18 protein-coding genes are annotated in these 23,040 nt (G+C 47.2%); 10 read left to right on the forward strand and 8 right to left on the reverse strand.

Annotation, left to right across the window (positions count from 1 at the left end):
• Positions 1–4 precede the first annotated feature (4 nt).
• From dtd to H164_RS0108240, 4 genes are all read left to right on the forward strand, one after another.
• Entirely contained in the window at positions 5–457 is a 453-nt protein-coding gene (gene dtd / locus H164_RS0108225; protein WP_019968170.1) for a D-aminoacyl-tRNA deacylase, read from the forward strand.
• A 254-nt stretch (positions 458–711) separates the two neighbouring features.
• Complete coding sequence (locus H164_RS0108230; protein ID WP_008564347.1) at positions 712–1,035, forward strand: nucleotide pyrophosphohydrolase; 324 nt, start codon at positions 712–714, stop codon at positions 1,033–1,035.
• A gap of 19 nt (positions 1,036–1,054) precedes the next feature.
• A complete protein-coding gene (deoC, locus tag H164_RS0108235) occupies positions 1,055–1,996 on the forward strand; it encodes a deoxyribose-phosphate aldolase (protein WP_019968171.1) in 942 nt (313 codons plus the stop codon).
• Positions 1,997–2,092: 96 nt separating this feature from the next.
• Entirely contained in the window at positions 2,093–3,448 is a 1,356-nt protein-coding gene (locus H164_RS0108240) for a WG repeat-containing protein (RefSeq protein ID WP_019968172.1), read from the forward strand.
• A 679-nt stretch (positions 3,449–4,127) separates the two neighbouring features.
• Here H164_RS0108240 and H164_RS0108245 read toward each other — a convergent pair.
• A complete protein-coding gene (locus tag H164_RS0108245) occupies positions 4,128–5,105 on the reverse strand; it encodes a polyprenyl synthetase family protein (RefSeq protein WP_019968173.1) in 978 nt (325 codons plus the stop codon).
• Positions 5,106–5,209: 104 nt separating this feature from the next.
• Here H164_RS0108245 and polA point away from each other — a divergent pair, with 104 nt between their 5' ends.
• Entirely contained in the window at positions 5,210–7,972 is a 2,763-nt protein-coding gene (polA, locus tag H164_RS0108250) for a DNA polymerase I (protein ID WP_019968174.1), read from the forward strand.
• Between the two features lie 49 nt (positions 7,973–8,021).
• Here polA and H164_RS0108255 read toward each other — a convergent pair whose 3' ends face one another.
• From H164_RS0108255 to H164_RS0108265, 4 genes are all read right to left on the reverse strand, one after another.
• Positions 8,022–8,747: a nitroreductase family protein gene (locus tag H164_RS0108255; RefSeq protein WP_019968175.1), complete on the reverse strand. Its 726-nt coding sequence runs from the start codon at positions 8,745–8,747 to the stop codon at positions 8,022–8,024.
• Between the two features lie 38 nt (positions 8,748–8,785).
• Positions 8,786–10,258, reverse strand: a complete 1,473-nt coding sequence (locus H164_RS0108260) for an alkaline phosphatase family protein (protein ID WP_025830123.1) — start codon at positions 10,256–10,258, stop codon at positions 8,786–8,788.
• A 184-nt stretch (positions 10,259–10,442) separates the two neighbouring features.
• Complete coding sequence (locus H164_RS15520; protein ID WP_154652131.1) at positions 10,443–10,643, reverse strand: hypothetical protein; 201 nt, start codon at positions 10,641–10,643, stop codon at positions 10,443–10,445.
• A 212-nt stretch (positions 10,644–10,855) separates the two neighbouring features.
• On the reverse strand, positions 10,856–12,127 hold the full coding sequence (locus H164_RS0108265; protein ID WP_026356296.1) for a histidine-type phosphatase: 1,272 nt from the start codon (positions 12,125–12,127) through the stop codon (positions 10,856–10,858).
• A 918-nt stretch (positions 12,128–13,045) separates the two neighbouring features.
• On the opposite strand from H164_RS0108265, the gene rpoN reads away from it, so the two are divergent.
• From rpoN to H164_RS0108295, 5 genes are all read left to right on the forward strand, one after another.
• Positions 13,046–14,557, forward strand: coding sequence for an RNA polymerase factor sigma-54 (rpoN, locus tag H164_RS0108275; RefSeq protein ID WP_019968179.1), 1,512 nt, complete (start codon positions 13,046–13,048; stop codon positions 14,555–14,557).
• Positions 14,558–14,806: 249 nt separating this feature from the next.
• Complete coding sequence (locus H164_RS0108280; protein WP_019968180.1) at positions 14,807–15,424, forward strand: phosphatase PAP2 family protein; 618 nt, start codon at positions 14,807–14,809, stop codon at positions 15,422–15,424.
• A gap of 45 nt (positions 15,425–15,469) precedes the next feature.
• Positions 15,470–15,976: a 5-(carboxyamino)imidazole ribonucleotide mutase gene (gene purE, locus H164_RS0108285; RefSeq protein WP_008564335.1), complete on the forward strand. Its 507-nt coding sequence runs from the start codon at positions 15,470–15,472 to the stop codon at positions 15,974–15,976.
• Positions 15,977–16,002: 26 nt separating this feature from the next.
• Positions 16,003–17,862 (forward strand): 4-hydroxy-3-methylbut-2-en-1-yl diphosphate synthase, encoded by a 1,860-nt coding sequence (locus H164_RS0108290; protein ID WP_019968182.1) that lies wholly within the window; start codon positions 16,003–16,005, stop codon positions 17,860–17,862.
• Positions 17,863–17,908: 46 nt separating this feature from the next.
• The gene (locus H164_RS0108295; RefSeq protein WP_019968183.1) at positions 17,909–18,865 is read left to right on the forward strand and encodes an aldo/keto reductase; all 957 of its coding nucleotides are present in this window, start codon (positions 17,909–17,911) and stop codon (positions 18,863–18,865) included.
• Between the two features lie 350 nt (positions 18,866–19,215).
• Here H164_RS0108295 and mutS read toward each other — a convergent pair whose 3' ends face one another.
• The 3 genes from mutS to H164_RS0108310 all read right to left on the reverse strand — a co-directional run bounded on the left by mutS (position 19,216) and on the right by H164_RS0108310 (position 22,658).
• Positions 19,216–21,879, reverse strand: coding sequence for a DNA mismatch repair protein MutS (gene mutS / locus H164_RS0108300; protein WP_019968184.1), 2,664 nt, complete (start codon positions 21,877–21,879; stop codon positions 19,216–19,218).
• A gap of 117 nt (positions 21,880–21,996) precedes the next feature.
• Entirely contained in the window at positions 21,997–22,308 is a 312-nt protein-coding gene (locus tag H164_RS0108305; protein WP_025830297.1) for a helix-turn-helix domain-containing protein, read from the reverse strand.
• 2 nt (positions 22,309–22,310) lie between these two features.
• On the reverse strand, positions 22,311–22,658 hold the full coding sequence (locus H164_RS0108310) for a type II toxin-antitoxin system RelE/ParE family toxin (RefSeq protein ID WP_008564329.1): 348 nt from the start codon (positions 22,656–22,658) through the stop codon (positions 22,311–22,313).
• Between the last annotated feature and the right edge of the window lie 382 nt (positions 22,659–23,040).

Below are 23,040 nucleotides of genomic sequence, written 5' to 3' on the forward strand. Positions count from 1 at the left end.
CCCTATGAGAATCGTCATTCAACGTACCACCAACGCCTCCGTAACCATCGACAATCAGGTCACGGCAGCTATCGGTAAGGGCTACGTTATCTTGGTCGGTATCGAGCAAAACGACACAAAAGACGACGCCAACTGGCTGATTCACAAAATAATAGGCCTTAGGATCTTCGACGATGAACAAGGTGTTATGAACCTATCCATCATGGATATACAAGGCGAAATCCTTGTCGTTTCGCAGTTCACCCTGCTTGCAAGCTACAAAAAAGGCAACAGACCGTCATGGATTCGGGCCGCAACACACGACATATCCGTGCCACTCTACAACTTTTTCTGTACCGAACTGTCTGCCCAACTCGGCCGAAACGTCGCCACAGGAAGCTTTGGAGCCGACATGAAAGTGACACTCATCAACGACGGTCCCGTCACGATTTGCATGGACAGTAAGGCGAGAGAGTAGGCTTCTCCCCCTATCTCGCCCCGAAAAGGGAGGAGAATAATATGATTTTTCCAATGGAAATGAAAGATAAATAATAAAAGAAGCGAACGGATATCCCATTTATTTGGAAACGATATCAAACTTATAAAAGTCACAATAAACGAGTATAAAACCATAAAATAACCTCAAGTTAGCAAGCATATCACTCCCTTTTCTCTCCAGAAAGGGGCTGAGAGTGAAGCTATTTAAGGCGAGGTATTTTATATTACACCACTATGACCCTTAAAGAAGCACAGCAATCCGTCGACGAATGGATTAAAACTTATGGCGTACGCTACTTCAATGAGCTCACAAACATGGCGTGCCTCACCGAAGAAGTGGGCGAACTGGCACGCGTCATCGCCCGAAAATACGGCGAACAAAGCTTCAAAACGGGTGAGAAAGCCAACCTTGGTGAAGAAATGGCCGACGTACTTTGGGTGCTCATCTGCCTTGCCAACCAAACCGGAGTGGACCTCACGACCGAACTACAAAAGAGTTTTGACAAGAAAACCTTGCGCGATCACGACCGCCATCTGAACAACAATAAGCTGAAATAACAATCAATCAACACACAATATGACATACACAAAGACCATTTTGCCGCAAAACGAAGGCGAAAACACGCAAAACAACGACAAGAGCAAATATGAAAAAGCCCTTGAACTGTACGAAACCAACCTCAATGATGCCGAAGTTCAGGCTGCCGTAAAGCAGATTATTGAGGAGAAAGTGCCGCAGAACGACACCCTCGATGTAAAGAAGTTCCTCTTCGGAAGCATTGAACTCACCACGCTCAACACCACAGACACCGAGGAGAAAGTACTTCGCATGGTGGAAAAGGTCAACCGTTTCGACCGTGAATATCCCGACATTCCCCACGTTGCAGCCGTTTGCGTCTATCCCGTTTTCACCGAATTGGTGTCCAAAAGCCTTGAGGTCGACGGCGTAGAAATCACCAACGTTTGCGGCAACTTCCCCTCCTCACAGGCCCGAATGGAGGTGAAAGTGGCCGAAACCCAGCTGGCTGTGGCCGACGGGGCCACCGAAATAGACATCGTTCTGCCCGTAGGCAAGTTCCTAAGTGGCGACTATGAGGGCGTTTGCGACGACATTTCGGAGATGAAACAAGCCTGCGGAGCCGCCCCGATGAAGGTGATTCTCGAAACCGGCGACCTCGAAACGGCCAGCAATATCAAGAAGGCGGCCTTGCTATCCATGTATGCCGGGGCCGATTACATCAAGACTTCAACTGGCAAGGAGAAGGTAAGTGCGACGCCCGAAGCCGCATATGTGATGTGTCAGGCCATCAAAGCATATCACGAAAAGACCGGCATTCAAATCGGATTCAAGCCTGCCGGCGGCATCAACACGGTCATGGATGCCGTCATCTACTACACCATCGTGCAGCAAGTCCTTGGCAAACAATGGCTCACCAACAAGTGGTTCCGCATGGGAACCAGCCGCTTGACCAACCTCCTGCTCAGCGAAATCCTCGGGAAAGAGACCAAATTCTTCTGAAAAACGGCTCGAAACGCCTTCCTTTCTGCAGTAGAAAGGAAGGCGTTTCTGCCTTCTTCAAACGCAACCTCCCTACCCTGACCTCGCAATATCCCGATGATGAAAAAGAAAGTCGCCCTCACTCTTACCCTTGCAGCCCTCTTGTCAACACTGTCACAAGCCCGGATAGTCATTAAGAAATATAAAGAAGACGCTGTAATCGTACGCCAATCCAACGGTAAATACAAACTGATCGGCACCCATAATAAACCAATCATCACCAATGCCGATACGATTATGAGACGCAATTTAGACTATTTCATCGTTAAAAAAGACGGGAAAAAGGGAACATGTGACAACACCAAACAACTACTTCCACTTGAATTCAGCAACATTTCCCTTGTTGATTACGGCTTTTGCCTCGTCACCAAGGACAACAAACTGGGCCTGTACACCGACGAGGGCAAGCAAATCTTGGCACCAATCTACCAAAGAATCAAACCGACAGACAAGTATTCTGAGGACGAAAAGCGCTACTTTATCGTGAAAAACAACAAGTATGGCATCTGCAACAGCGATGGAGATTTCATCATAGAACCCCGATATGACGACATCACATACAATTCCAATGACTACTTCGTCATGATGAAAGACAACGCACCTGAATATCTTTTCAACACCGAAAACATCATTAAAGGCGTCACTATCGATGACCGTGAACCCATAGAAATCCAAGAAGGTCTTGCAACAATCCTATACTACAACTACAGAAGGGGTGATTTGTGGGGACTACTCAATAGAAACGGACGTTCTATCATCATGCCTCAATACGATAATCCACTGGAAAAATTGGCGTTTATTCTCCCGGATAGCATCACATATCTCATTGCCTGCAAAGACAATCGCTATGGCATCATCGACCTGAACAACAAAACGATCATCCCATTTCGATACGAAAACATCAAGCCTACCTATCTTTTCAACATCATAGAACTGTCATCCGAGGGTGGAAAACAGCTCTACGACATGGACAAAAAGTGCCTTGCACTCAACCTATCCTATGACGAAAGCGAGCTCACCGACCATTATCTCTACCTCTATAAAGACGTTTTTGAAACGGTTGTCGACTTCAATTCCATGCAAATCCTCCTGCCTTTCAAATATAATTCTGTGGTAGGACTCAACGACGATGAACACTTCATCGTCTTCAAAGACCTACAAACGGCCCTCATCAACCGTGAGGATAAACAGGTTATCCCCTATGGTTACGACAAAATCACTACTACAGAAAGCCCCAATCTCTTCATCGTCAAGAAACAAGATCAATACGGCATCGTCGACCTCCAGAACAAATTGCGCTATGGAATGACCTCCAACCGCATCGAAGCCCTCGAAGATTACATTGATATATCCGATCCAACGACGGGTGAAACCATTAAGAAACTCGATTATCAGCTGCGAGAAATCAAATAATTCAGTTGACAGTTAACGCATAAATAAGTGGACAAATTGATTGTCCATGCGCATGTAGGGACCTTGACTTTGAACTTTGACCATTGAACTTTGACCTTTAAGATTAGCCCTATTATGAAGATGATTTGCAGGCAAGAGGCATGTAGGGACGCACGGCCCGTGCGTCCACCCTCATTTCAGTTGACTTTTGACGAGTAAACGGGTGAACAAATTGATTGTTACATCGTATGTAGGGACGCACGGCCCGTGCGTCCACCCTCATTTCAGTTAACTTTTGACGAGTAAACGGGTGAACAAATTGATTGCTACACCGCATGTAGGGACGCACGGCTCGTGCGTCCGTCCAAACAAACATATCATTCACTTTCATTTCTAATGGAGCGGACGCACGAGCCGTGCGTCCCTACATGCAAATTACATGCACGTCATACTTCAATATGAATGTTTCTGCTTTCCAATATCAGCCACTTCACCGCACAATCTCACCCACTTTGCACGCCAATCTCACCCATTTTACACGCTAAAATGGCTGAGATTGGAATGGAAATATAAATCGTTGATTATCAATCTAATTCAAACTACCAAGAAGCAACACTAACCTTACCACGCAAAACCCACTCCATCGGTAAGGCATTCTACTTCTCTCCCGCTTCGGGGAGGGGTCGGGAGAGAGGCTTCCTCAGCTCTTCCGCTCAATTACAAAGTCAAGATAGGCTTTTAAAGCCATTTTTATGGCGCTATCCTCCACCCTTTCGTCAATGAATCTCATGCAATCGGCATGGAAACTCCACATCTGTTGGTCGGCATATTCAATACCCCCGTTGGCCTTGGTGAACGCAACAAGGCGGCCAATCTCAGCCTGCGACACCTCGCGCACCTTTACTTTGCGCGCAATAGCCAGCATCTCGGCATCGCAAGTTGCGTTTAATGCGTGGATAACGGGCAGGGTCAACTTCCCTTCGAGCATGTCGTTTCCCGTCGGTTTTCCTATCTCCTTCGAGTCGTAATAGTCGAAAATGTCATCTCTTATCTGGAAGATAATACCGAGATTTTGCCCGAATTGCTTTGCAGCCTCCACGTCTTCGCGACACGCTCCGGCACTCTCTGCACCAATGGCTGCGCAGGCTTCGAACAAAGCGGCAGTCTTTCTGCGAATGATTTCGTAGTAAGCCTCTTCGGTAATCTCCTTGCTTTGAATGTTCGTTAATTGCAAGATTTCACCGTCAGACAGCGTACGTCCGAGTTCGGAAAGGCGTCTGACGATAGCCTCGGAATGTGTTTTTGAGACGTAAAGTAGGGCGGTTGAAAGAATAAAATCACCCACTAAGACACTCACTTTGTTATCATATAACGCGTTAACACTGGCTTGACCGCGTCGCTCACTACTCTCATCAACGACGTCATCATGCACAAGACTCGCCGTATGGAGCAGCTCTAAGCCCACCGCTGCATGCAAGGTTGTGCCGGAAACTCGACCAAAATTCTTGGCCATCAACAGGATAAGCATAGGCCGCATACGCTTCCCGCCCCGCTGTCGAATGTGAGTCAACACCTGAGCCAACATGCCATCGTCGTGCGAAAGCGACTGATTGAAGAGCGAAACAAAATCATCGAGCTCTCCAAAAATAGGCTGTTTGATAAGAGATAAATGGTCCATGCTTCCTTAAATTTGATACAAAAATACTCATTTTTTACGGGATTGATGCCAAAACCAAGGATTAATGCCAATTTTTTTGTAATTTTACACCAAACAAAACACCTATGAGCAAACTATTCTTATTGGACGCTTATGCGTTGATATTCAGGTCTTATTATGCTTTAATCCGTGCGCCGCGCATCAATTCCAAGGGACTCAACACCTCGGCCATACTCGGTTTCGTCAACACGCTGCATGAAATCATCACGAAAGAACGGCCGGATTACCTCGGTGTAGCATTCGACCACGGAAAGACCTTCCGCCATGAAGCCTTCCCTGCTTATAAGGCCCAGCGACAGGAAACGCCTGAAGATATCACACAAAGTGTGCCGATTATCAAGGAAATCCTGCGGGCGTTCCATATCCCTATCCTGCAAGCTGACGGCTTCGAAGCCGATGATGTAATCGGAACCTTAGCCATCAAGGCCGCCGAAAAGAATGTGGAAACCTACATGCTCACGCCGGATAAGGACTACGGACAACTTATCCGGAAGAACGTTTTCATGTATCGTCCGCGTCATGGTGGCGGATATGACGTGATTGGTGAACATGAGATTGCAGAGAAATATGGCATCTCTACGCCTGCACAAGTCATTGATTTGCTGGCCTTAATGGGTGATTCTGCCGACAATTTCCCTGGTTGTCCGGGGGTCGGAGAGAAGACAGCTGTGAAGCTGATCAATGAGTTTGGCTCGACAGAATCACTCATTTTGCATGTCGATCAACTGAAGGGTAAGATGCGTGAAAAGGTGGAAAATGCAGTCGAAGACATTAAGATGTCGAAGTTCCTTGCCACAATTCGGACCGATGTTCCTATGGAACTCCATCTCGATGAACTGAAACTTCAATCGCCCGATGAGGAGAAACTGGGTGAAATCTTTGCTGAATTGGAATTCAAAACGCTTGCGAACAAAATCTTAAACAAAGCTGAACAAAAGCCAAAATCTATTAATACACAACTCGATTTGTTTGCCGTAAATCCGACCGATGGGCAAGTTAGCTCTGAAAATGCAAGTTTTGAGAGCATTAAAACCGTAAAGCACGATTATAAACTCATTGATAATCAAGATGAAGCACGCAAACTTTGTGACTTTTTCAGGACAAAACAGATCCTTAGTTTAGACACGGAAACGACTTCACTCAGCCCAATCGATGCCGAATTGGTAGGCTTATGCTTCGCCGTAGAAGCGCATCAAGCGTTTTATGTTGCCATTCCTAACGACCGTGAAGAGGCGTTGCAATATGTTAATATCTTCAAACCAATCTACGAAGACCCATCGATTTTGAAGATAGGACAGAACATTAAGTACGACTATATGGTGTTGATGAACTACGGGGTCACGCTGCAAGGCAAGATGTTCGACACGATGTTGGCTCACTATGTCGTGCAACCCGAGTTGCATCACAACATGGATTACCTTGCCGAGACGCTGCTTCACTACAAGACCATCCATATTGATGAACTCATAGGTCCGCACGGAAAGCATCAAAAGTCAATGCGCGAACTCGACCCGAAAGACGTTTATGCCTACGGAGCTGAGGACGCCGACATCACACTTCAGCTGAAAAACGTACTCGAACCCAAGCTGAAAGAGACCGGAACCGAGGACTTGTTCTGGAATATAGAGATGCCCCTTGTTCCCGTTTTGGCCGATATGGAAAGCCAAGGTGTGCGCATCGACACTGCAGCCTTGCGCGAAACGTCGATCATTTTCACTGAAAGAATGAACCTTCTTGAGCAACATATCTATGCCAAAGCGGGTGAGACTTTCAACATATCCAGCCCAAAACAGGTGGGAGAAGTCCTCTTCGGGAAGCTCAATATCATGGAGAAACCGAAGCGAACAAAGACGGGACAGTATGTCACAAACGAGGAAGTTCTGCAGTCACTTCGCACAAAACACCCCATTGTTGCAGACATATTGGACTACAGGGGCCTGAAAAAACTGCTCGGAACTTACGTCGATGCGCTCCCAAAACTCATCAATAAGCGCACCGGACACATTCATACTTCATTCAATCAAGCCCTCACTGCCACGGGAAGATTGTCGTCCAGCGACCCCAATTTACAGAATATTCCGGTGCGAAGTGAGGACGGAAAGGAAATCAGGAAGTGCTTTATTGCAGAGCAAGATTGCCTATTTTTCTCCGCAGACTACTCACAAATAGAACTCAGAATCATGGCACATCTTAGCGAAGATGCCAACATGATAGAAGCCTTCCGCGAGGGTTTTGACATCCATGCTGCCACAGCTGCGAAGATAAAACACAAGAAAATGGAAGACGTTTCGGCTGCGGAAAGGAAGCAAGCCAAGCAAGCTAACTTCGGTATTATCTATGGAATTACCACCTATGGGCTGGCACAACGCATGGGAATTGACAACAAAGAAGCCCGCAAACTCATAGAGGATTACTTCGCGACCTTCCCCAAAGTGCGTGCTTTTATGGAGCAAGCTAAGGAGCAAGCTCGCCGAAAAGGCTACGCAGAAACGCTGTTCGGACGTCGCCGTTACCTGCCCGATATCCTGTCAAAGAACGGCACCGTGCGCGGATTTGCAGAGCGGAATGCCATCAATGCACCTATCCAAGGCTCCGAAGCCGACATCATCAAGCTTGCCATGATACGCATTTGGCGTCGCTTCAAGGCTGAAAATATTCGGTCAAAGATGATTCTTCAGGTGCACGACGAACTCAACTTCTCTGTCTATCCCGATGAAAAGGAACGCGTAGAGCAGATTGTTTTGGAAGAAATGCAAGGTGCCTACACACTCAAAGTACCCCTGACCGTCGATGCAGGTTGGGGAAAGAACTGGCTCGAAGCCCACTGATGAATGTGTAATGTAAAGTGAGTCATGTAGAAAGAGACTGAACGATACATTACACTTTGTGGTAGGTTTCTTCCAAAGGCAGGCGGAAACGTTCGCCCCAAACGCCGCTCGGAACGCGTATTCCGCAGGTAATCACCATGTTTATCTCCGTGTTATAGGGCAGTTTTAAAGCCTTTTTCACACGCCAACTGTCGAATCCTTCGAGCGGACATGTGTCATATCCGGCTTCACTCATGGCCAACATAAACGTCTGGGCCACCAAGGCACAACTCTTATGCACACTGACCCGCACGTCGCCTTCGCTCATTTGGCGCGTCATCGGTCGGAAAAGTCCGATGCATTGTGCCAGCCCTTTGCGCACAAGTCCCCACAAACCGAGGCACCGGGAATAGGTAAACGGTATCAATTTCCCATAATACATGGCCTTATCCTTGATGCGTTTGTCCTGTCTTTCGGCCGGACTATTGCGCCTGACATTGCCTTCTTCAAAGGCAAGCACAGCTTTTGCGTGCTGCTTATACCGGTCTTGACGAGTCACAAACACTACGATTTGCTGTGCCGAATGGGCCGTTTTCTGGTCCAAACAAGCTGGTACCAATTGCTCTAACACCTGCTTATCGGTCACATGATAGGCTTCCCAAAGCTGCAGATTGGAGCTTGTCGGAGCCAAACTTGCCAATTCTATACACTTTTTCACCGTCGTTTCATCGATCGGTTTGGCCGGGTCGAAATGCCGAACGGCCCGCCTATGATTCAAAATCTCTTGTAAACTCATTTCTTATTCTAATTATATCTTGTTGAAATAATGAACTCTCACGGCAGAATGGCATTGCCCACACAGGCATTGGGCATCTGAATATGAAGCAAACCACAAATGGTCGGGGCAATGTCCGCCATACTTGTGGGACGGAATGTCTCCCCTTTCGTGATGCCCCACCCCATGAACACGAGTGGGATATGACTGTCGTCGGGGTTCCACAAGCCGTGGTTCGTCCCCTTATAGTTGCTGTCCGACACGCTGTTTATCCAGCCCGGCTGAGTCACGATGAGCAGATCTCCCCCACGTTCACGACTATATCCGTTGATGATCCGGTCGCGAATGGGTTGCGGAATAGGTTGTGTAGCTACACTTTCATAGTCGGCAACAAAGGCAATATGAGGCTTTTGTTCTAATAACCGCTTGGCCTCGGCCTTCACTTTCTGCAAATCAAGACCTGCTTCGGCAATACTTTTGTGGTCAAGATAAACGCGCAATACGTTCTCACCCAGCACAAGATTTGCCGTTGTCCCCATTGCCTGCTGCAGTTCCTTGTTCAGTTTTTTGACCAAAGTCCAGCCTTCAAAGCCTCCCGCAGGCAGCTTATTGGCTCGCATAAAATTAGGATTATGCGCACCACCATGGTCAGCTGTGAGGAAAACAAGATAGTTCCCACGTCCCAACTGCGCATCAAGTGTGTTGAAAAAACGGTCAAGTTCGCGGTCCAACTGAATGTAGGCATCGTGGATTTCAGAGCCGCGTGTACTGTAAATGTGGCCGATAATGTCGGTAGAAGAGATGCTCACGGTCAGCATATCGGTCTCCGTTCCCAGCCCCAGCCGCTCATTCTTCAGGGCAGCCTCGGCCATATCGAAGGTCAACGTGATACCCTTCGGCGTACTTTTCACGTCAAATCCTTTCTTTTGTTGGTGCGCCTTGTTGAATTGTTCCACCCACGCAGGCAGCTTGTTCATGTAGTATGTGCTCGTGATGAAGCGGCCTTCACTCGAGTCCCACCAGTAGGCTGCGTCGGCACAATGGCCTGCCGGCAAGATTGCGGCACGGTCTTTGAGAGCCACCCCCACCACTTTCGACTTGAAATCCGTGGCAAGTTTCAACTCATCGCCTATCGTTGAAGCCAACAATCTGCGTGGAGACATCTTCCCTTCCTTGCTTTTACTGCCCACCGTTTCTACGCTGTCGTCACCGCAACAATAGGCTTTTTTGCCATTGATAAAGAAGCTGTTGCCGAGTATTCCCGTCAAAGCCGGAACGCTACCTGTGTAGATACTCGAGTGACCAATGGCCGTAACGGTGGGAATATAAGGTACCATTGTGTTCTGACAGCGGTAACCTTCGCTCAAAAGACGCTTGAAACCGCCCGCACAAAACTCTCGGTTGTAATAGTAAAAATAGTCCCACCGCATTTGGTCGACCACGATTCCGACTACCAATTTGGGCCGGATCACCTGCGCATGGCCCAAAAACGGACAGACCATCAGCAGCAAAATAAGAAGTGATTTCTTCATTGTTTTTATTGATTTTAGTATTTTCTATAATTGGCCTTAGCCTCCGTTTGCATGTAGGGACACACGGCTCGTGCGTCCACTCAACACACTACATTCACAAAGCAGGCCATTCAAGAAGATTGTTCCACCGGAGCGGACGCACGAGCCGTGCGTCCCTACATACCGATTGCAACCCTCTAAACCTTTAACTCCAGCAGGAAGCAACATCATTGAAGCCTCCGTTTGCGTGTAGGGACGCACGACTCGTGCGTCCACTCAACACGCTACATTCACCAAACAGGCCATTCAAGGGGGTTATCCCCATGGAGCGGACGCACGAGCCGTGCGTTCCTACATACCGATTACAGCCCTCTAAATCTTTAACTCCAGCAGAAAGCAACATCATTGAAGCCTCCGTTTGCGTGTAGGGACGCACGGCTCGTGCGTCCGCTCAACACGCTACATTCACCAAACAGGCCATTCAAGGGGGCTATTCCCATGGAGCGGACACACGAACCGTGCGTCCCTACATCGCAAAAAGGCCTTTCAAGCTCGCTCTCCCCTCCCCTCGGGAGGGGCTGGGGGTGGGTCTTTGGAGGCCAAGGGTGGCCCTTTTGTCTACTGACTCACTCTTTCGCAATACGCCCTCACGTCTTTCCAATGATAATATGGGTAAAGATCGGTCTTAATGGGCAGCTTTGCTTCGTTCTCATTGCGCAATATTTTCACCAAAATGTCGTCACTTCCCGCCTTCCGATAGAACACAAACTGCAGGTTGCAGGCCATGGGAAAGATGCGATAGTCGCTCCATCCGATTGCAGGAAGCTGCTCCAAGTCGGCCACTTGCACCCCTGTTCCGTCCAAACCCAGCAGACATGTCAGCGGCATCACCATCGTATCGTGACCGTAACGCAGCGTTGCTCCGGGGTGATTCAGGCGCAAACAGCTGTCAGCCTCACTGACAATCTTCCGCAAAAGATAGCGCTGTGAAGTCGGTTGGCGGCCGCCGTTGAGTGGCGAAGGCCCAAAGTTTATGTACCACCATGCGTTACCTATCTGCCAAATATCATAGATTTCGTCATCGTTAAAAAGGTCATAAAGCGACATTGAATGGCGCAGTTCGGTGCTCTGAAGATTGGCCGCTTGTTTGAAAAGCAGCTCATACAGCTTCCCAAAATCCACTTGTTTCTGCCAGTAATCATCGTCGTTGAAGAGCAAACGCATCACACGTTCGGGATGGAAATGGCGGTTTCTGAAAGCCTCGAATGTGGCTTTCACCTCCTTGGGCATGCGTGTTTTGAAGAGAGCAGTGTCCGCGTAATTCATGTAATACATGTCGTGATGGCTGGCATCGTGGCTGATTTCCAACGCAGGATTCATGCGCGCGAGTTGCTGCAACGCGTTTTCCATGCTCAGAATGCAACGAATCACCGTCGTACTCTTGGCGTCAACATGGGTCTTTCCCTTGAAAATCTCGGGGAAATTCCGCATCATTCGCTCGGCAATTCCACGGTGTTGCTCGGCCCCGAGCTGCGTCAGTTCGCCGTCACGACCGCGAGCAGCCTCACTGATACGGCGCAGTTTGGCGAGCACCTCCTGCCCTTTCGGCGTGAGTTTTCCAAGCGAGTCGGCCCTTTCAAGCCAGCGAACGGGTCGTTGATAATCGCGGTTACCGATGAGCCAACGGCTGCCATGCCGTCCGTAATGGCTCAAATAGAACGGCACATAGCCCTTTGGTGCGGGCGTAAGTGTCTTTTGAAGCGGACCGGGATAGGCCAGATAATTACTCGCCGACAGCAGCCTGTCGGCCTTGAAGTCCTGCTTTGCCTGTTGTGCAAAGCTGCCGAGGCAGAGCGCCATCAGCGAAATAATAACGATTTTCCTTTTCATACGCTTACAAAGATAAGCAATTTTTGCCACCATAAAATAAAAATAACAAAGAAAAACAAAAACCCACCCCAGCCCTCCCAAAGGGAGGGAGCCCAAACTTGCGGACAAATAGGCTTGCATATAAAGGAAAAAGGCTTCGAATGTAGGGACGCACGGCTCGTGCGTCCGCTTAAACAATCTCATAAAACCAAGTAGTTCACATTCCTATTACATCATCTTGAGCGGACGCACGAGCCGTGCGTCCCTACATGCCGAAGCCATCCAAGCTCACTCTCCCCTCCCTTTGGGAGGGGTTGGGGGTGGGTTTTTGAGGGATAGAGGTGGGTTTTAAATTCCTTTACAAATGCTTTCGCATCGCTCGCGCATTTAAAACCGACGACTCCGCGGCTACAAATACGCGCCATATTCGCCAAGTTGCAAATTATTGACCATCAAATAATTGCACAATTCGAAAAGAAACGAACTGCAATCACAGACAAAAAGCGAAGCAATATGGGTGGGTTTGCAAGGTGAAATGGCTGAAATAACAAGGTAAAATGACTGAGATAGCGATGCAAAACAACTGAGATAGCGATGCAAAATAGGTGAAATGGCAATGCAAAACGGTGGAAATGGTATTCCAAAGAGCGCGAAACAAGAAAACAGCCTGCACTTTCTTGCAACGAAATACCCGGTTTTTTGCTTTTCCGTTTCTATTTCAGCAGTCTCCGAAGTGTTAAAAACAGGGAGAGAATATTTACAAAAAGACCTTCTTCCTCCCCTCTTTCGCGCCTTGTACACCGTCACATTGCATCGGCAAACAAGCACGTATGTATCGAAAAGAAGATGGAAACAGACTTTTAATTATTTCTCTTTTTGCTTTGATTTGTCTATGATAATCTCTATCTTTGCAAGTGTTGAAGGCTATCTCCATACATCATGGCTCAAAAACTCATACAAACGCAGGAACAAAAGCTGGTACAACAGATGCGACTCTCGCAGCAACAGATGCTGCAAGTGCACCTGCTGGAGATGCCGTTGACCGAACTTGAGGAGAATATCAACGCTGAACTCGATGACAATCCGGCCTTGGAAAAGGCGGAAAACGACTTGGGGCAGACCGAAAACGAGGGAGAAAACGAACTTGAAAACGGTAATGAAGCCGACGATTTCGACAGCCTCAACGAGAAAGAAGAGCGGCAGGACGCCCTCGATTCGGTCTTGGAAGGCATCGAAGGTGATGATGCCATGCCCCTACCCTACGCCAACAACCACGATAATGCCGACTATGAGGAGACCGTTTACGGCGATACAACGTCGTTCTATGACAAACTGAAGGAGCAAATGGACATGCTCATGCTTACCGAAAAAGAGCATGCCGTGATGGAATATCTTATCGGTAGCCTTGATGACGACGGACTTCTGCGCAAGGATTTGGGTACGATTGGCGACGAACTTGCCATCTATCACAACATCGACATCAGCGAACCAGAACTCGAAAAGCTGTTAAAACTACTCCAAAGCATGGACCCTGCGGGCATCGGAGCACGCTCGTTGCAAGAATGTTTGCTGCTTCAAGTGGAGCGAATGCGCGAAGATGGCCGTAACGACCGCTTGTTAGATGCCATGGAGCGCGTTTTCAAAGAGTGTTTCGAGGCCTTCAAGAAGAAGCATTGGGATAAAATCAAGTTACAACTTGGGCTGAACGACACGCAAACAGAGACACTTCAACGCGAAATTCACAAGCTGAATCCGAAGCCGGGAGCCTCACTTGGCGAGACCGAAGGACGCAACATGCAACAGATAACGCCCGATTTTATCATCGATACCGACGACGACGGCACGGTGACCTTCACGCTCAACCAAGGCAATATCCCCGAACTAAAAGTCTCACCTGCGTTCAACGAGATGGTAAAAGCCTATCGCGGCAACAAGAAAAGCATGAGCCGACAAACCAAAGAGGCCCTACTCTACGCCAAAGAAAAGGTGGCCAAGGCACAGGGTTTCATTGAGGCCATAAAGCAACGCCGCCGCACTTTGACGCTCACCATGCAGGCCATCATCGACTGGCAAAGGCGCTTCTTCCAAGAAGGTGACGAGAGCGAGCTGCGACCTATGATACTTAAGGACATTGCCGACAAGACCGGACTCGATATTTCGACCGTAAGTAGGGTGAGTAACGTCAAATATGCGCAGACAAAATGGGGCACTTTCCCCCTCCGTTTCTTCTTTACTGACTCCTATACCACGGGAGAAGGTGAGGAAATGTCAACGCGAAAGATAAAAATGGCCCTGAAAGCCGTCATCGAAAAAGAGGACAAAAGCAAGCCGTTAAGCGACGAAGCACTGACCAAACTGATGAAAGAAAAAGGGTTCCCGATAGCCCGTCGCACGATAGCAAAGTACAGGGAGCAACTCAATATACCCGTGGCAAGGTTGAGAAGAGGGTGAGCCTCCCCCACTCACCCATTGCTCCTAACACCCACCCCCAGCCCCTCCCCAAGGGAGGGGAGACCAAATTTGCAGGCTATTTTATAGCAGACATAGCACAACGACACATGTTTAAGACATGATAAAGCAGATGAAGTAATTCATAAACAAATATATAAAGATTCATTTTCCTCCATTCTAAAGAGTAGAAAACCTTTCATGAGTTTGTACTCCCCTCCCTTGGGGAGGGGTTGGGGGTAGGTTTAGTCTATGAAAGAAAAAGACATTATATTGGCAGCACGCGTCATCAGCATGGTATTCACACCGTTCTACCTGCCCATAGTGGGCCTTGCTGCGTTGTTTCTCTTCAGCTATTTGGGTCTCATGCCATGGGGATACAAACTCACGGTGCTGGGTCTTGTCTATCTGTTCACCATACTTTTGCCCACTTTTTTAATACGTCTTTACCGCCATTATCAAGGATGGAAGCCGTTCGACCTTATTGTTCGGGAGCGAAGAATGGTGCCTTATGTCATCTCTATCGTGTGCTATTCAGTGTGCTACTACCTTATGAGCATGGCTCATATCCCTCATTTCATGGGCAGTATCCTTGTGGCTGCCGTGTTGATACAGGTAGTTTGTGCCCTCATCAACACGTGGTGGAAGGTCTCAGTGCATGAAGCTGCCATCGGAGGTGTGACAGGTGCGCTGCTTGCCTTTGCCATTATCTTCACCTTCGACCCCATTTGGTGGTTCTGTCTGACCCTTTTTCTCTCGGGAATTGTGGGCACCAGTCGCATGATGTTACGTCAACACTCGCTCTCACAGATAGTGATCGGGTGGTTCATCGGCTGCGTTCTCGCCTTTCTGACAATCGCCATGGTATAGAAAATCAATAAAAGTAAACAATAAACTCATCAAAACAATACAATTATGACACCTATCATCAGTATCATTATGGGCAGCACAAGCGACATGCCTGTTATGGAAAAGGCCTGTAAATGGCTCAACGATAATGCTATTCCGTTTGAAGTGAACGCACTTTCTGCCCACCGTACGCCCGAAGCCGTAGAGACTTTCGCCCGCAATGCCAAGCAAAGAGGCATTAAAGTCATTATTGCTGCGGCCGGAATGTCGGCTGCCTTGCCCGGCGTTATCGCTGCTTCTACGCCGCTTCCTGTCATCGGTGTGCCCATCAAAGGCATGCTCGACGGACTCGATGCCATGCTTTCTATCATTCAAATGCCGCCGGGTATCCCCGTTGCAACAGTGGGAGTGAACGCCGCACAGAATGCTGCTATCCTCGCAACTCAGATGATTGCTCTCACAGATGAGGCCATTGCAGCCAAGATCGACGCTTGGAAAGCAGTCTTAGGTGATAAGATTGAACAGGCAAATGAGAAGCTGAAGGCAGTGAAATACGAGTATAAGTGTAATTAGAGCGGCCGTAGCAAGCTACCAATCTTATGAATATCGACTTATTTCAATACAAACGACGGGAAACAATCACCGTGCATGTGGGTGCCATTGATATGGGGAGTGAGTTCCCCATACGCGTGCAAAGCATGACAACCACCAACACCAACGACACGGAAGCATGCGTCCGACAAGCCGAAGAGATTATCGAAGCGGGCGGAGAACTGGTGCGTTTGACTACACAAGGCACGCGCGAAGCCGAAAATCTGAAGCATATCAATGCGCAACTGCGTGCTGATGGCTATCAAACACCATTGGTTGCCGACGTTCATTTCAACCCGAATGTGGCCGATGTTGCTGCACTTTACGCCGAGAAAGTACGTATTAATCCGGGCAATTACGTTGATCCTGCCCGCAAATTCATCGTGCATGAGTACACCGATGAGGCCTATGCTGCGGAGTTAAACAAGATAAATGACCGCTTTGTTCCATTCCTTAACATCTGTAAAGCCAACCATACTGCGGTGCGAATTGGCGTAAATCACGGCAGTTTAAGCGACAGAATACGCAACCGTTACGGCGATACACCCGCGGGAATCGTGGAGAGTTGCATGGAATTCTTACGCATTTGCAAACGCGAATCCTTTGATAATGTGGTCATATCTATCAAGTCATCGAACACCGTTATCATGGTTCTTGCAGTGCGATTGCTGGTAGATCGCATGGCAAAAGAGGGCATAAAGTACCCGCTACATCTGGGCGTTACCGAGGCAGGAGAGGGAGAAGATGGACGCATAAAGAGTGCTGTTGGCATCGGAGCGCTGCTGGCTGACGGCATTGGAGACACCATTCGGGTGAGCCTAAGCGAGGAACCTGCAGCCGAAATCCCTGTTGCCCGTCATCTTGTTGAGTACATCGGGCGACGCGAAGGCCACCTTCTTGTGCCCGGAACGCAGGCAAAAGACTTCAATTGGTTGCAGCCCGAACGCCGCTTCACCCGTGCCGTTTGTGGCATAGGTGGCAGCAATGTGCCCGTTGTCATCGCTTCTTCGCCGAGCGGAAACAAGCAGGAAGCAGACTATATCTACGTAGGTCAGGAGCTGAAAGAACGTAAGAAAGGATGCAAATACATTCTCGATTACGACCAATATATGGCACTTAACGACACAACAAACGTCTATCCTATCTTCCCAGTGACCGCAATTCCGTTCATAGGTATGGTGAAAGCCGACCTAAAATTCCTTGTTTTGCAATTCGGAGCACCAACAGATGAATATCTTACCTGCCTTAAACTGCACCCCGAAATCGTGGTCGTTTGCACGAGTAATCATCAAAACAAAACGGCAGAACAGCGGGCCTTGGTGCACGAAATGTGGGAGAACGGTGTTCATAATCCCGTCATCTTCGCCCAAATGTATCGGCACACAGCGGCCGAAAAGAGCGATTTCCAACTCGAAGCGGCAGCAGACATGGGCGCATTAATGATTGATGGACTCACCGACGGACTGTGGTTGATGAACGATGGCGACCTCTCTCAAAGCGTCATCACCGACACTTCGTTCGGCATTTTGCAGGCAGCTCGCCTCCGAACCAGCAAGACCGAATACATCAGTTGCCCCGGTTGCGGGCGCACGCTCTATGAACTTCGCGAGACAATTGCCCGCATTCGCGAAGCTACCAAGGACATGAAAGGACTCAAAATAGGTATTATGGGCTGTATAGTCAACGGCCCCGGCGAGATGGCCGACGCCGATTATGGTTACGTAGGCGCAGGAATCAACCGCGTAAGTCTATACAGAAAACAGGTTTGTGTGGAGAAAAACATTCCACAAGAAGTGGCCGTAGAGCACTTGTTGGCCCTCATTCGGAAAGACAGAGCCCAAAATAAACAAGGAACGCCTGCCGAATAAAAGGCCTAAACCCATCATTTTTATTGTTCATCAAAACGAAACAAACATGTACACAGCTGACGTTTCTCGCTATACACACGACATTTACCGTCGTTGCGGCACGAGTGGTATCTTGCTACCGAAGCTTTCTTTGGGCTTTTGGCACAACTTCGGAGCCATTGATTCCTATGAAAGAAGCCGCCAAATTGCCCATTATGCCTTCGATCATGGCATCATTCATTTCGATTTGGCCAACAACTATGGACCTCCAAATGGCTCAGCCGAAGAGACAATGGGACGTTTGATGGACGACAGTTTCAGGCCTTATCGCGACGAACTCTTCATCGCTACGAAGGCAGGATACGACATGTGGCCCGGTCCATACGGTAATTGGGGCTCGCGAAAGCACCTCATGGCGAGCCTTGAACAAAGTCTTCAGCGAATGCATCTCGACTATGTAGACCTCTTTTACAGCCACCGTTTCGACCCGAACACGCCCATGGAAGAGACGTTGCAGGCCATGGTAGACATCGTTAAACAGGGAAAAGCGCGTTATTTAGGCATCAGTCGTTGGCCATTGAAAGCGTTTGAATTTGCAAACCAATTCTTGTCGCAACGCGATGTACCCCTGCTGATCTATCAAGGAAGGCTCAATATGCTTGACAAGGAGGTCATCGACAACGGTATTCTCGACTATTGCAAACATAAAAACATTGGTTTTATCGGCTTTTCTCCATTGGCTCAAGGTCTACTCACTGACCGTTACCTGCATGGAAACATACCTACTGACAGCAGAATGGCCAAGGAAAAGTTCTTAAAGCACGACGCATTGACACCAGAATTGCTGCATCAATTGCACGAATGGAACAAGGAAGCCACTGAAAACGGACTTTCCTTGGCCGAAAGAGCCCTTGATTGGGTGCTTGAACAAGAAGGAGTGACAAGCGTCATCGTAGGTGCCAGTTCGGTAGAACAGCTTGAAAAGAATATGAAAGCAGCTTATAACCGTCAAAATAAGGATTAGTTTGCGTTTCAATGATTGTTACTCGGTATGTAGGGACGCACGGTTCGTGCGTCCGCTCAAGGGGAATAATAAATAAATACATAAGATTAATAGAACGGACGCGCGGCTCGTGCGTCCCTACATGCAGTCAATTGGAAATCAACGACTTGCATCTTACTTTTTAATATTACCCATTTTGCGCGCTAAAATGGGTCATATTAGCGTGTAATATGGCTGAAATTACACGGCAAAATGGCTGAGATTAAATCACAAGATGAATGAAACAAAAAAGCGGGATAAATTTGGTTACAATCCAATAGGAACCCATAAACCACTCCATCTCCATTCATTAGAATGGAAAAAACGGGTGTTCAGGCTTTCCCGTTCAATATTTTTTTGATGTCGTTGAGCTTGTTAAGGGCCTCAACGGGCGTGAGATTGTTCACATCGAGGCCGAGGATTTCGTCGCGAATCTGCTCCAATACAGGGTCATCAAGACGGAAAAAGCTCAGTTCCATGCCCTCTCTGTGTTCTGCTATCTTGGCTGTATTAGGCTTTCCTGCACGTCCTACGCCGGCATTATCGGCCTCCAATTCCTTCAATATCACGTTGGCTCGCTTCACTATCGAGCGTGGCATGCCCGCAATCTCAGCCACATGAATGCCGAAACTATGTTCGCTGCCACCTTTCATCAGCTTGCGCAGGAAGATAATCTTGCCATCTACCTCTTTCACGCTCACGTTGTAATTTTTAATGCGATGGAAATTCTTTTCCATCTCATTGAGTTCGTGATAGTGTGTGGCAAAAAGTGTGCGTGCACGTGCCTTAGGTTGTTCGTGAAGATACTCCACAATAGCCCACGCAATGCTGATACCATCGTAGGTACTTGTGCCTCTTCCCAACTCATCGAACAGCACAAGACTCTTTGAAGACACGTTGTTAAGAATGTTAGAAGCCTCAGTCATCTCGACCATAAACGTGGATTCGCCCAACGAAATGTTGTCGCTGGCTCCTACGCGCGTGAATATTTTGTCCACAAGTCCGATGTTTGCCCGCTCAGCAGGGACGAAACAACCCACTTGGGCCAGCAAAACAATAAGGGCTGTTTGGCGAAGTAACGCCGATTTTCCAGCCATATTAGGCCCTGTTATCATCATCACTTGCTGCTTTTCCGTGTCAAGATAGACGTCATTGGGCACATAACGCTCGCCCAAAGGCAGCTGGGTTTCAATCACAGGATGGCGACCTTGACGGATATCTATCACCTCGCTGTCGTCTATGACAGGTCGGATATAACCGTTATCTTCAGACGTTTTGGCGAAACTCAGCAGACAATCGATGCGTGCCAACAGGTTTGCATTGATTTGAATCTGCGGAATGAAGTCTTGCATGGCCAATATCAGCTCACTGAACAGGCGTGCTTCTAACGCAAGAATCTTCTCGTCGGCGCCAAGTATCTTGTCTTCGTATTCTTTAAGCTCTTGTGTGATGTACCGTTCGGCCTGCGCCAGCGTCTGTTTACGTACCCATGTGTTGGGAACCTTGCTTTTAAAGGTGTTACGTACCTCAAGATAATAGCCGAAAACATTGTTATAACCCACTTTTAAGCTTGTTATTCCCGTCTTTTCTGCCTCTCTTTCCTGAATATTCAGCACGTAATCCTTACTGTTTTTGCTTAAAGCACGCAGCTCATCCAGCTCTTCATTACAGCCATCGGCTATGACATCGCCCTTCGCAATCAGCTGTGGAGGGTCGGGTTGTATCTCTTTTTCGATGCGATTCTTGATGCTTTCGCAGAGGTTCAGCTGCTCTCCTATGCGCTTCAAAGCCTCATTTTCGGCATAAAGACAAGCCTCTTTGATGGGCCTAACAGCGTCAAGTGCATTCCTTAACTGAACCACTTCGCGCGGCGAAACACGTCCAACTGCCACCTTAGATATAATGCGTTCGAGGTCTCCCACACGGTGAAGTTGCTCGTTAATAAGCTGCCTGAACTCCGGTTTTTGGAAGAAATAGTCGACGATATCCAGCCGTTCTGTGATGGGAAATACGTCTTTTAAGGGGAAAACAAGCCAGCGCCTGAGCATTCGACCGCCCATAGCTGTGACCGTTTTATCAATGACATTGAGCAGTGAACTGCCTTCTTCTTGCATCGGAGATACCAGTTCTAACGAACGAATTGTAAAGCGATCGAGGCGCACATACTTCTCTTCTTCGATGCGAGATAGCGAAGTGATGTGGTTAATATGTGTGTGTTGGGTCAGTTCAAGATACTGCAATACGGCTCCACTTGCAATGATTCCGTTCTTCAAATGGTCTACACCAAAGCCTTTGAGCGACTTTGTTCCGAAATGTTTCAGCAGTTTTTGGCGTGCACTTTGGTCGGAAAAAACCCAGTCATCCATCTCAAACACGCAGTATTTTGTACCAAAAAAGCGTTCAAAATCCTTTTTATGCTCGCGGTTGTAGAGCACTTCTTTGGGCTGAAAGTTGCCCAACATCTTCTCAACATAGTCGTATGAGCCTTCTCCGGTGAGGAATTCTCCCGTCGAAATGTCCAAGAAACTCACGCCGCAAGAAGCCTTTCCGAAGTGCACGGCAGCCAGAAAATTGTTCTCTTTGTAGTTCAATACGGTGTCAGTCATGGCTACTCCGGGCGTCACAAGCTCTGTAATGCCACGCTTAACCATCTTATCCATCTCCGTAAGACCCTTCTTTCCCTTGATTTGTTCACGCTTTTTTTTCGGGTCTTCCAGCTGATCACAGATGGCAACACGCTTGCCGGCACGAATCAGTTTAGGCAGATAAGTGTCCAAGGCATGGTGAGGAAATCCCGCCATCTCCACTGAATTCTCAGCAGAATTATTACGTTTGGTCAGCGTGATGCCCAAGATGCCCGCCGAAACTACGGCATCTTCACCATAAGTTTCATAGAAATCGCCACAACGAAACAGCATCAATGCACCGGGATGCTTGGCTTTCATCGAGAAAAACTGCTTCATCATGGGCGTCAGGCCCTTATCGTTTGCTGCCATAATCTATCGCGTAATGATTGAATTCCATTGAATGTACAAAATTACTGAAATTCAATTGAAAGGGAATATAATTTAGGAAGCGTTAACGATTGATGGTCTTTTGAAGATTGAAGTCATTCAACCAACGACCATTGCAAACCTTAAACCTAACGCATTGGCTATTTGTAGGAAGGTAGATAGTTGCATATCGCTGTTACCTCGCTCGATTTGCGAGATATATTCCCGTTTTTTTCCTATCTTTTCTGCCAATTGTTGCTGTGTAAGTTTTTGTGCTTTACGTTGCTCTCTCAGCAGTTCGGCATAGTAATAAGTATTGGCACGCGCTTCAAAATCCTTTCGTTTAGGTGTTCCTTCCACGCCATATTTCTTATTAAAATGCGCACTTGAAGTTCGCAACTTAGCCAATTTGTCTCTATTTAATGTTATCATTATCATTCCTCCATATAGTTTTTAATTATTTTTTCAGCTTTCTTTATTTCGCTTTTATATTGCTTTTTATCTTTCTTTTGAAAAGAATTCAAATACAAAACACATGAACATTGATTAAAACTTTCAGCATCTATTGCAAAGAGAATAGTACGATATTCATTACTTCCCATTGATATTCGTGCCTCATAGAAGTCACTTCCTTCCAGCTTCTTAACGAACTTACTATTTACAACAGGCTGTGTTCTTATTATATGTGACACATAATCAAACTTTTCTTGAAGCTTTTTATCCAACTTCTTATAGTAAGTTTCGTACGATTCAGAGTAGAATATTTCCCTTAATTGTTCCATTGCAAAAGTAAATAATTCATTTTATATCTCAAAACAATATGGAATATATTTATTCCATAATTATACTATTCTTTTATTTGTTTATCATTTAAAATTAGACAACAGGATGTGAGATTACAAAGTTACGGAAACTTAATCAAAACGATATAGGAATTATAAAGCATTAACTATAGCTTTATATGTATTTTTAGAAAGATACGCCCGACGCTTTATTCTTTTTATACTTTAATATTTTAAAAGAAAGAAAATAAAAGAGTAAGAATAATGAGTGTGGATATGTCGATAAAAAGTCAAGGAATAATTTGCTTGTTTCATTATCAACATCAAATAAGCGGTTATCAACGCTATTATTGATAATTTTTCAATGAATATCAATGGCATA

It is taken from the genome of Segatella maculosa DSM 19339 = JCM 15638, from assembly GCF_000382385.1.
Classification (GTDB): Bacteria; Bacteroidota; Bacteroidia; order Bacteroidales; family Bacteroidaceae; genus Prevotella; species Prevotella maculosa.